Genomic DNA, 11,273 nt, shown 5'->3' on the forward strand with positions numbered 1-11,273 from the left:
TTCCAGAGGCGGTGCAGGCCGAAGGACATGAGGTCGTTCATCACGTCGTAGCTGCTGGCGACGGACGAGAACACGCCGCGGACCTTGCTCGCCTTTTCGGATTCGGCCACTTGCTGGAAGCCGAAGTGGGTGGTCTTGTCGTTCATGATCGGAGTCGGGAATCGGTTGTTCAGTGGTGGTGACCGCAGCCACCGGCCTTGGGCGCGGGCGGCGGCAGGTCGGCCGGGTCGCGGCTGCCGCCTTCGGTCTCGAGGCGCAGCAGGTAGGTCTGCCACAGCTCGTCGCGGCGCTCGCCCAGGTCGTAGAGGTAATCCCACGAATACAGGCCGCTGTCGTGGCCGTCGGAGAACACCGGACGGATCGCGTAGTTGCCCACCGGCTCGACGCGCTGGATCTCGACGTCGCGCTTGCCCAGCTGCAGGACTTCCTGGCCGGGGCCGTGGCCGCGCACCTCGGCGGAAGGCGAGTACACGCGCAGGAATTCGTAACTCAGCTCGAAGCGCTTGCCGTCGTCGAAGGCGATTTCCATGATGCGCGAAAGCTGGTGGAGCTTGATCTCGGTGGGAAGCGGATCGTCCTTGTGAAGGCCGGCCATGGGAGGCTCCGTCATCAAATAATGTTCAGCCTGCAATGATACGCGAAGGCGCTTCCTTCGCCCTCCCGCCGGCGCCATCTGGCGCGCCGGATCACGCATTTCAGCCAGATGACCTGTCATGAAAAGGTAAACTAGCTGAAATAGACTGCCGGCGTCCCAGTGATTCCCACCGAGGTTTACATGCCCGCCACGATCCTGCTCGTCGAAGACGAGCCCGCCATCCAGGAACTGATCGCCGCCAACCTGATGCGGGCGGGCCACCATGTGGTCCGGGCCGGCGATGCCGAGACGGCCCAGCGCATCGTCCGCGACGCCCTGCCCGACCTGATCCTCCTCGACTGGATGCTGCCCGGCATGTCCGGCGTCGAGTTCGCCAAGCGCCTGCGCGGCGAGGAACGTACCCGCAGCATTCCGCTCATCATGCTCACCGCCCGCGGCGAAGAGACCGACAAGGTGCTGGGCCTCGAATCCGGCGCCGACGATTACATCACCAAGCCCTTCTCGCCCCGCGAGCTGGTGGCCCGCATCAAGGCCGTGCTGCGCCGCCGCGCCCCGGAAACCACCGAAGACGCGGTGGACCTGGGCGGCCTGCGCCTCGACCCGGCCACCCACCGGCTGGCCGCCGGCGGCAACCCGATCACCCTCGGCCCGACCGAGTTCCGCCTGCTGCACTTCCTGATGACCCACCCGGAGCGGGTGCACTCCCGCGCCCAGCTGCTCGATCAGGTGTGGGGCGACCACGTTTTCGTCGAGGAGCGCACCGTCGATGTGCACATCCGCCGCCTGCGCTGCGCCCTTGAACCTTCCGGCCACGACAGCCTCGTGCAGACGGTGCGCGGCAGTGGCTACCGTTTCTCCACCCAGCAGGAAGCAGCATCGGTGCGATAGCCCGTGACGGAAAATCTTGCAGAAGGGGTCGCTGCAGTCCGACCCATCAGTTACATCCGCGTTGCAGTTTTGTCCGTGCTGGTCGCCATCGCCATCGTGGCGACAGCGACGGGCTTCTTTTTCGGCGCCATCGCCGGGCTGCTGGCGTTCTCGGCGCTGTTGCTGGCGGCCGGCGTCTATCACATCAACAACCTGTTCAAGCTGGTGCGCTGGCTGCGCACGCCGGTGGAGCAGGCGGCCCCGCTGCCCCGCGCCTTCGGGCTGTGGGACAACGTGTTCGCCGAGGTCAATCTGCGGGCGCGCACTGCATCACGCCGCCAGGAACGCCTGTCCGCGGCCCTCGAACGCTTCCGCGAAGCCAGCCAGGCAATGCCCCACGGGCTGATGTTCCTGTCCGACACCAACACCATCGAGTGGGTCAATCACCAGGGCGAGCAGCAGTTCGGGCTCGACCAGACCCGCGACCAGGGCGCGCCGGTGACCAACATCGTGCGCCAGCCGGATTTCGTCCGCTACCTGAAGGAAGGCAACTACACCGAGCCGCTGACCGTCACCCTCGGGCGGCCCACCAGCCGCACGCTGATGGTCCATGTGGTGCCCTTCAGCGAGGACATGCGCCTGCTGCTGTCTGAGGACATCACCCAGGGCCAGCGCCTGGAAACCATGCGGCGGGATTTCGTGGCCAACGTGTCCCACGAGATGCGCACGCCGCTCACGGTGGTGATGGGCTTTCTCGAAACCCTGATTGACGGGCTCGAGGATCTGGAGCCGGACGACATCCGCCACTACCTGGGCCTCGCCTTCGAGCAGGCCGGGCGGATGCAGCGGCTGATCCAGGATCTGCTCACCCTGTCGGCGCTGGAAAGCGGCGCCCCGGTGGCCCACGAAGAGCCCGTGGACATCGTGGCGCTGCTGGAAGAGGTGTACCAGGAGGCATCGGTGGTTTCTGCCGGCCGGCACACCCTCGACCTCGAATGCCCGCCCAAGGCCCACCTGCTGGGCAACGCCAAGGAGCTTTACAGCGTGCTCGCCAACCTGGCGATCAACGCGGTGCGTTACACCCCGGCGGGCGGCCACATCCGCATCAGCTGGCGCCAGCGCGGCGCGGTGGTGGATTACAGCGTGGAGGACGACGGCATCGGCATCGCGCCGGAGCACATCCCGCGCCTCACCGAACGCTTCTACCGGGTGGACCGGGGCCGCTCCCGGGAGACCGGCGGCACCGGGCTGGGGCTGGCGATCGTCAAGCACGTGCTGAGCCGCCACCAGGGCGATCTGCTGATCGACAGCGAACCAGGCCGGGGCAGCCGCTTCACCGCCAGCTTCCCCACGCGCCGGCTGGTGGATTGACACAAAAAAGGGTGAGCCGCGGCTCACCCTTTTTTGTTGGGCGGCTGCCCGGCGTCAGACGTTGACGACCTCGTAGGTGGCCTGGTCGAAGTTGGTGCCGCGAGCCACCAGGTTGGTGAGCCGGACCTGGCGCGATTCACCCTGATGCAGCTCGATCACCCGGTCGGCGTGGAACCAGCCGCCCGGCAGGACGATGGTCGCCGGGGCGCGCATCGCCGCGATCTCGGGCAGCATGAAGGCCTGGGAGAAGGGCTCGTTGGCGTTGATGTTCACCCCGGTCGGGCGCACCGCCACGGTGGACGGCAGGCCGGCCAGCAGATGGATGCCGGCCATCAGCGTGCCGTCGGGTTCGTACATCAGCCAACTCACCTGGCCCAGCAGATACTGGCTGCCGTCGCTCGGCTTGATGCCCACCAGCTGGTGGTGCTCGATGCGCTGGCCCGGGTGCTTGCGCTGGATGCGGAAGCCCGACACCGAATGATCGACCGTCTGCCAGTCGTCGAGGCCGAAGCCCCGGCGCAGCACCTCGGCTTCGGGGTTGATGACGTCGGGCACCTCGTCGTCCACCCGGGCGCCGAAGGTGATGACGTTGATGTCGTAGCGGCTGCCCATGGTCTGGCGGCGGTTGGGCGGTGCGAATTCCTTGCCCGAGACCAGCAGGCAGATGCCGTCCCAGTGGGTGCAGATCTTGTTGCCGCCCTTCTTGCTGCGGCGGGGGAAACGCCGGCCGGCGGCCGACATGCCCCACGGGCGGTATAGCGACACCAGCAGGCGCGCGCAGGCGGGCTGGGAGCAGTCGTCGCCGAGGCCCAATGATGCCGGCGTGGTGCCCTGCTTGAACTCGGCGAGCATGGCCTTGATCTGGGCGGCCAGCCGGTGGCCGTCGAAACGGCGCATGCCGGGGCGGGCGCCGATCAGCGCGATCGGGCGCAGGCCGTGGTCTTCGGTGAGGTCGAGGCCATAGGCGCGGGCGTCGTCCTTCTCCCAGCTGGTCTGCATGATGCAGTAGGGGGCGAAGCGCTGGGCCCAGCGGCAGATCCAGTTGAGCTCGCGCTGGTTGCGGCCGTAGGGGTTGGTGAGGTCCACCAGCAGCAGCGCGATGTAGGCCTCGTCGGGGCTCTGGGCCTTCCAGGTGTTGTTGAGGGGGTCGATCACCCGGCTGTGGGTGATGCCGGCCCGTTCGGCCTCGAGGAAGGCGGCGTGGACGGCCTTCCAGGCGCCCGGGGGTTCGGCCCGGTGAGCGCGGAAATATTCGATGATGACCTGGCCGAGATACTGGATGCGGCGCTGGGCGAGCAGCGGCCACTGGGCGCGGAACTCGTCGCTGCCGCTGCCGCTTTCGGCGAGGCGGGCGTAGGCGGTGCTGAGGGCCGTCCACAGGCGCACCACCTGGCGCAGGGTGGCGTCTTCCTGGCTGTCGGGCGGCAGCGGGTGGGCCGCGTAGCGCGACGACATCTCGTGCTGGACGAAGGTGATCGTCTGGCGGGCGGATTCGAGGACTTCGAGCTGTTCTTCAGGGCCGAGGGGGCTGGCCAGCAGGCCTTCGAGCATCCGCACCAGGGTGGCGTGGCTCTCGGTCGCGTTGAGCGTGTGCAGGTTGCGCAGGAGCTTGCGGTACTGCTCGACACTGCGCAGATCGGGATAGGTTTGTGGGCTGTCCGCCATGGAAGGATTCTCCGGGTTCAGCCGGCAAGATGCTCGGCAATGGCGTTGCGCACGGCCAGGGCGAGACGCGCGTCATCGACCACAGGCGCCGGCGAACTGCCGCCCTTGCGCTGGACAACACCCCACACCGGCTGCGGGAAGTGGCGATCGTCGAGATAACGCGGTATCAGATGCCAGTGTAGATGCGGAACCACGTTGCCGAAACTGGCGAGGTTGATCTTGTCCGGGCTGAAGCATTCCCGCAGCGCCACCTCGACAGCCATCAGGATGTTGAAGCAGTGGCGCTGCTCGGCCGGCGACAGATCGCTCATCTCGGCAACGTGCTCCTTCCAGATCAGGCGGCAGTAGCCGGGATAGTCGGGATCATCGACGCGGATCACGCGGCAGCTGGCGTCCTGCCAGAGGACGTTCTCCCGCTCGGGGAAGCACAGGGGGCAGTCTTGTGGGGCGCTGGTCGGCATGGGTGGGTGAGGGCCGCGTATTTACAGGATATCCGGCGATTCTAGCCCGGATGGATCACAAAAGATCATCGACGATTCTTGCATCTTTAATTTGCAAAATTTGAGTTTTTTACCAATTTTGACATCAGCATCATCCGCAGCTCGCCGGCCCGCTACCGGTGAAGGCGACGGTGCCCGCCGGGCCCGCATCCACCGGCTCGCCATCGACGAAGAGCATCAGCGTGCCCGGCTCGATGGTGATCCAGGATTCGTTGTCGGTGAGGGGCGTGGTGGCCACCACGGCCACCCGGTCGCCGGCGGTGGTGAGCTCGCTGAAATCCACCGTGATGTCCTGATCCTTCAGGTGGGCGCTGGCGAACGGGGCCTTGCGCACGATGTAGGCGAGCCGAGAGGCGCAGTGGGCAAACAGGAAGGCGCCGTTGGAGAGCAGGAAGTTGAATTCGCCGCTGGCGCCGATCTGGGTGGCGATCTCGCGCACGGCGGCGAAGAGCACCGGCAGCGGCGGCTCGCCTTCGGGGAAGCGCGCCCGCAGGGTTTCCATCAGGTGGCAGAAGGCGAGCTCGGAATCGGTCTGGCCCACCGGGCGGAAATCGCCGCGCAGCTCGGGCGCGAAGCCTTTCAGGTTCCCGTTATGGGCAAACACCCAGTAGCGCCCCCACAGCTCGCGCTGGAAGGGGTGGGTGTTCTCCAGGGTGACGACGCCCTGGGTGGCCTTGCGGATGTGGGCGATGACGTTGAGGGAGTGGATCGGGTAGCTGCGCACCAGCTCGGCCACGGGCGAGGCGCTGCTGGCCTGGGGATCGAGAAACAGGCGCACCCCGCGGCCCTCGAAGAAGGCGATGCCCCAGCCGTCCCGGTGGACGTCGGTGAGGCCGCCGCGGGCCTGAAATCCGGCGAACGAAAAGCAGATGTCCGTCGGCGTGTTGCAGTTCATTCCAAGTAGCTGGCACATGATGGAGATCGAGTTGGCCGCCAGGCCCTTGACCCCGATGCCGGGACGCTCAGAATGGCGCCTGAACTTCCCGCGCGGGGCTGCCGTAAGCGGCTTCAAACCTACGGATACAAAAATGACAAGCCTAACCTTAGCCGACTACGCCGACCAGATCGCTGCCGCGGGTCGCCTGCTTTCGACCGCACGGCGCATCCTGTTCATCACCGGCGCCGGGCTGTCGGCCGATTCGGGCCTGCCCACCTACCGGGGCGTGGGCGGATTGTACGAAGGCGCCCTCACCGACATCGGCCTGCCCATCGAACAGGCGCTCTCGGGCGCGATGTTCGCCCGCCGCCCGGACATCACCTGGCACTACCTTTCCCAGATCGAATCGAGCTGCCGCGGCGCCCATCCCAACGCCGGGCACTTTGCCATCGCCCGGCTGGAGGCGCTCCACGGCGGCGTCACCGTGCTCACCCAGAACGTGGATGGCTTTCACCTGGCCGCCGGCTCGCGCAACGTCATCGAGATGCACGGCACCCTGCGCCGGCTGCGCTGCATCGACTGCGGCCGCGCCCGCCACGTGGACAACTACGCCGGGCTGGCGATCCCGCCCGACTGCCCCCACTGCGGCGGCGTGCTGCGGCCGGACGTGGTGCTGTTCGGCGAGAGTCTGCCCGACCAGGCCGTGCATCGCTTCGAGCAGGTGCTCAAAGCGGGGCCGGACCTCATCATCTCGGTGGGCACCGGCAGCGCCTTTCCGTACATCGCCGGGCCGGTGGTGTGGGCCATCGAGAACGGCATCCCGACCATCGAGATCAACCCGGGCGGCACCCCGCTTTCCGAGCGCGTCAGCTTCCGGTTCAGGCTGCGCGCGGCCGAAGCGCTGCCGGCGCTGCTCGATGCCGCCGGCTACAGCCTCGACAGCGGCCGCGACGCCGCCGGATAGGGCTCGACTACGGGTTTCGCGCATCGCCACATGCGCCTAGAATCGCCGGTTTCGTCCTGCCGGTGCCACCTTGGAACTCGCCCGCCTCCTCGCCCAGATCGATGACACCCTGCTGGGCGAACTGTTCTCGGCCAACGCCCTGACCCGTGCCCGCGGCTACGTGGGGCGGGTGCGCAACCTCGAGACCGCCGGCAACCAGATCCAGGCCCTCGTGCAGGGCACCGAGCCCATCCCCTACCGGGTGACGGTGCGGGTCGACCGCAAGGAGTTCTTCGGCAAGAGCAGCGTCGAGCTCACCACCCGCTGCACCTGCCCGGTGGGCAACCGCTGCAAGCACGCCGCCGCGGTGATCCTCGCCGCGCGCCGCCCGGGCGCACTGGTGGACAAGCCCCGCGCCGAGATCCTCAACTGGGCAAAAACACTCCGTGAGCGCGTCGACAAGGCCACCGCCCCACGCAAGGCGGCCACCGCCAAGGAAGGTATCTTCTACCTGTGCTCGGCGTGGCTCACCGAGGACATCGAGTTCAGCCTGCTCAAGGCCCGCCTCGGCCCGAATGGCGACCCGGTGGGCGCCATCGGCGAGTGGTACAACTACGAACAGGCGCTCCTCAAGCCGCCGTCCTTCGTGCGCGACGAGGACATGCAGGTGTTCCGCCTGCTGCGCGAGACGAGCCGGCGCGGCGGCGGCTACGGGCGCCCGGCCCTGCGCGGCACCGAAGGCCGCGAACTGCTCGAAGCCGCCCTCGCCACCGGCCGCACCTGCGTGGCGCTGGACGACAGTGGCCGCATCAGCCTGATCGTCGCCGGCCCGGCCCGACCGGGGCTGCTCGAATGGGCCCCGGTGGATGGCGGCCTGAAGGCCCGGCTGGTGGTCGAGCCCGCCGCCCAGCTGGTCATCCGCACCGATCCGCCCATGTACCTCGACGCCATCCGCGGTGAGGCCGGCCGGGTCGCCATCGACGGCGGCGCAGCCATCAACGAGGTGCTCGCCCTGCCGCCCCTGTCGACGGTGGAGCTACCCGTGGTGGCCCGCGCCCTGTCCCAGGTCGCGCCCGATCTGCCCGCGCCCCAGCAGCCCGGCGCCGCCGCGCTGCCGCTCCTCGACGCCCCCTGCCAGCCGCTGCTCCACCTGCAGACCCTGCAGTGCTGGAGCTGGCGCAAGCACCGGGGCTACGGCGTGGACTTCGCCGGGCGCTACTACGACGTGGCCGTGCCCGCCTTTGCCTACGGCGAGGCCCGCTTCGAACCCGGCTCGATCCACGACGTGACCGCCCTGCCCGACGGCCGCGCGGTGCGCGTCAAGCGCGACCCGGCCCGCGAGGAGGCCGCCTGGCGGGCGCTGCTTGGCGCTGGCTTCCAGCCCGTCAAGCCGGCCTGGCTGGTGACCACCGGCCCGCGCCCGGAAGGCATGCTGGGCCTGGAGAGCGAAACCCACTGGAGCCACTTCTTCACCCTCGCCGCGCCGGCGCTGCGGGAGGCCGGCTGGCGGATCGACTGCCCGAAGGATTTCCGCCACCGGGTGCTGACGCCCACCGACTGGCACGTGGACATCGCCGACGCAGACACCGACGAAGGCGAAGGCAACGGCAACGGCTGGCTGCAGGTATCGCTGGGGATCGAGGTGGACGGCCGGCGCATCGACCTCGCGCCCATGCTCCACGCCGTCTTCAAGCAGGATCCGCGCTGGCTCGACCGCAAGCAGCTCGAAGCCATCAGCGACGACGCCCGGGTGCTGGTGCAGCTCGACGAAGGCGAACGCGTCGCGCTGCCCGCCGGGCGCATCAAGCCCCTGGCGCGCACGCTGGTGGATCTCTTCGACAGCCCCTCGGCGAGCATCAAGGTGTCGCGCTTCGACGCCCCGCGCCTCGCCGAAGCCCTGGCCGACGGCTGGCAGGGCGACGCCCAGGCGGTGCTCGACAAGATGGTCGAGCGCATCCGCGGCGCTGGCCAGATCGCCCCGGTGGCCGCGCCCGAAGGCTTCGCGATGGCCCTGCGCCCCTACCAGCTCGAAGGCCTGGCCTGGCTGCAGCACCTGCGCGCCCACGGCTTCGGCGGCATCCTCGCCGACGACATGGGCCTCGGCAAGACCGCCCAGACCCTCGCCCACCTGCTCACCGAGAAGCACGCCGGCCGGCTCGACAAGCCCGCGCTGGTGGTGCTGCCCACGTCGCTGGTCTTCAACTGGCGGCGCGAGGCCGAACGCTTTGCGCCGCAGCTTCGCGTGCTCAACCTGCGCGGCACCGGGCGCGCCGCCAACTTCGAGAAGATCCCGGCCCACGACGTGTGCCTCACCACCTATCCGCTGCTGTGGCGGGATCGCGAGCAGCTTGCCGCCCACGCCTACCACTCGCTGATCCTCGACGAAGCCCAGACGGTCAAGAACGCCGCCAGCCAGGCCGCCCAGGTGGTGCGCACCCTCCGGGCCGAGCACCGCCTGTGCCTCACCGGCACGCCCCTCGAGAACCACCTGGGCGAGCTGTGGAGCCAGTTTGATTTCCTGCTGCCGGGCTTCCTGGGCGACACCAAGGATTTCGCCGCCCGCTGGCGCACGCCCATCGAAAAGCGCGGCGACACCGTGCGCCGCGACATCCTCGCCCGCCGCATCGCGCCCTTCATCCTGCGCCGCCGCAAGGAAGAAGTCGCCAAGGAGCTGCCGCCCAAGACCATCGTCGTGCGCAGCGTCGAGCTCGAAGGCCGCCAGCGCGATCTGTACGAAACCGTGCGTGCCACCATGGACGAACGCATCCGCGACGAGATCGCCGCCCGCGGCTACGCCCGCAGCCAGATCGTGATCCTCGACGCCCTGCTCAAGCTGCGCCAGGTGTGCTGCGACCCGCGACTCATCCACACCGACGCCGCCGCCAAGGTGAAGGAACGCGCCAAGCTCGACCTGCTGATGGACATGCTCCCCGAGCTGGTGGAAGAAGGCCGCAAGCTGCTGCTTTTCTCGCAATTCACCACCATGCTGGGCCTCATCGCCGCTGAACTCGACGCCAGCAAGATCCCCTACGTTACCCTCACCGGCGACACCACCGACCGCGAGACGCCCGTCCGGCAGTTCCAGGACGGCCCGGTGCCGGTCTTCCTCATCAGCCTCAAGGCGGGCGGCGTGGGCCTCAACCTCACCGCCGCCGACACGGTGATCCACTTCGACCCCTGGTGGAACCCGGCCGTCGAAAACCAGGCAACCGACCGCGCCCACCGCCTCGGCCAGACCAAGGCGGTGTTCGTCTACAAGCTGGTGGTCGCCGGCTCCATCGAAGAGAAGATCCTCGCCCTGCAGGAAAAGAAAGCCGACCTCGCCGCCGGCATCCTCGCTGAAGATCACGAAGGCACGGTGAAGTTCGGCGAGGACGACATCAAGGCACTTCTGGCGCCGTTGCCGGAGAAGGGAAAGGCCGAAGGGAGGAAGGGCAGAAGATAGATGGTCGGTTAGCGCAGCGTAACCCGACACCGCAGCAGGGGCAGTGCCAATGCATTTCGGTACCTCGCGCCCTATTCCCGCCCCACCTCGCCCGACGCCAGAATAGTGCAACGGCAATCGGTGACGAGGGTGAAGAAGAAAGCGCCGCCCGGAGTGAATGCGCGTCGATATTGCATGGAGAGGTGTCGGGTTACGCTGCGCTAACCCGACCTACTTGGACTTGAGCGCCAAGTTATGCGTCCCTTCCATTGATTCGCCTTTGTTTTTGTTTTTTAATTTCTGACAATACAGCATCAATGCCTTCTTGGGACATTTGTGAGCGGGTGCCTGGTGTTGTTAACTCGCTAATTGACGCGGCTATGAATGAGGTGATTGGGCCGTGGTAGGTATTGGCACCATCGTTCAGATAGCATTTTCTATTGCGCCACATATCAATGCCGCCTTGACGCCATTCGTCCTTAATTTTAAGGCGCTCTCTACGATATGTGCTGCTTAATGGCGCCCAGACAGATCTCTCACCATCTACTTGTACACATACAAATGGTCTTATTTCTGTCACTTTTTGTGGGTGTGTATCGAGAACATCAGGGTCGTGAGTTAGCATCGTTTGGTCTAGATGTGATACCAAGCCGACAACAACTTCTTTGGGTTCCAACTTGCTCATTTCTATACCCTTGATGAAAGACGGTTGCGCATAACGTGATGCATCCGACAAATTTCGTCTAACCGCACGAATTTTTTCTAACCGGCTGTTTTCGATTAGGCAGCGCCGGATCAATTGCGCCAAGCTGCCGCTCCCCGCACCCAATCTACTGCGCGCCGTTTCAGCTCGCAAGTCCCGTAGGTCGGGTTAGCGCAGCGTAACCCGACACGCATTTTAATTAGTCGGCCCTGAAATATTCAATTCGCCGCTTGCAGCCGCCAGCCTGACGGCCAGGCTGCGTTGCCACTGAGTACCCGCCCAAGCATCCCGACCAGCACGCCGAGCGCAAAAAGGGCCGTCAGCCCCA

At 66.9% G+C, this 11,273-nt stretch carries 10 protein-coding genes; 4 read left to right on the forward strand and 6 right to left on the reverse strand.

What is annotated here, in order from left to right:
• Window positions 1-146, reverse strand: a 146-nt coding sequence (locus tag Q0672_RS01280; protein ID WP_298618948.1) for a class I SAM-dependent methyltransferase, incomplete at its 3' end; no start/stop codon positions are given.
• A gap of 23 nt (window positions 147-169) precedes the next feature.
• Complete coding sequence (locus Q0672_RS01285) at window positions 170-595, reverse strand: DUF971 domain-containing protein (protein WP_298618931.1); 426 nt, start codon at window positions 593-595, stop codon at window positions 170-172.
• A gap of 180 nt (window positions 596-775) precedes the next feature.
• Between Q0672_RS01285 and phoB the strand changes: the two genes are divergently transcribed.
• Together phoB and phoR are read left to right on the forward strand one after the other, a co-directional pair.
• Window positions 776-1,483 (forward strand): phosphate regulon transcriptional regulator PhoB, encoded by a 708-nt coding sequence (phoB, locus tag Q0672_RS01290; RefSeq protein WP_284189612.1) that lies wholly within the window; start codon window positions 776-778, stop codon window positions 1,481-1,483.
• Window positions 1,484-1,558: 75 nt separating this feature from the next.
• Entirely contained in the window at window positions 1,559-2,833 is a 1,275-nt protein-coding gene (gene phoR / locus Q0672_RS01295; RefSeq protein WP_298618938.1) for a phosphate regulon sensor histidine kinase PhoR, read from the forward strand.
• Between the two features lie 54 nt (window positions 2,834-2,887).
• Here phoR and Q0672_RS01300 read toward each other — a convergent pair whose 3' ends face one another.
• The 3 genes from Q0672_RS01300 to Q0672_RS01310 all read right to left on the reverse strand — a co-directional run bounded on the left by Q0672_RS01300 (window position 2,888) and on the right by Q0672_RS01310 (window position 5,911).
• Entirely contained in the window at window positions 2,888-4,498 is a 1,611-nt protein-coding gene (locus tag Q0672_RS01300) for a hypothetical protein (protein ID WP_284189610.1), read from the reverse strand.
• A 17-nt stretch (window positions 4,499-4,515) separates the two neighbouring features.
• The gene (locus Q0672_RS01305; protein ID WP_153162564.1) at window positions 4,516-4,959 is read right to left on the reverse strand and encodes an HIT family protein; all 444 of its coding nucleotides are present in this window, start codon (window positions 4,957-4,959) and stop codon (window positions 4,516-4,518) included.
• A gap of 130 nt (window positions 4,960-5,089) precedes the next feature.
• Entirely contained in the window at window positions 5,090-5,911 is an 822-nt protein-coding gene (locus Q0672_RS01310) for a class II glutamine amidotransferase (RefSeq protein WP_298618940.1), read from the reverse strand.
• Window positions 5,912-6,026: 115 nt separating this feature from the next.
• On the opposite strand from Q0672_RS01310, the gene Q0672_RS01315 reads away from it, so the two are divergent.
• Entirely contained in the window at window positions 6,027-6,839 is an 813-nt protein-coding gene (locus tag Q0672_RS01315) for an NAD-dependent deacylase (protein WP_298618942.1), read from the forward strand.
• Window positions 6,840-6,909: 70 nt separating this feature from the next.
• Window positions 6,910-10,263, forward strand: coding sequence for a DEAD/DEAH box helicase (locus Q0672_RS01320; RefSeq protein WP_298618944.1), 3,354 nt, complete (start codon window positions 6,910-6,912; stop codon window positions 10,261-10,263).
• A 232-nt stretch (window positions 10,264-10,495) separates the two neighbouring features.
• Here the strand turns inward: Q0672_RS01320 and Q0672_RS01325 are convergent, their stop codons facing one another.
• Window positions 10,496-11,050, reverse strand: coding sequence for a hypothetical protein (locus tag Q0672_RS01325; protein WP_298618946.1), 555 nt, complete (start codon window positions 11,048-11,050; stop codon window positions 10,496-10,498).
• Between the last annotated feature and the right edge of the window lie 223 nt (window positions 11,051-11,273).

This window comes from uncultured Zoogloea sp. (genome assembly GCF_937894855.1).
Classification (GTDB): domain Bacteria; phylum Pseudomonadota; class Gammaproteobacteria; order Burkholderiales; family Rhodocyclaceae; genus Zoogloea; species Zoogloea oryzae.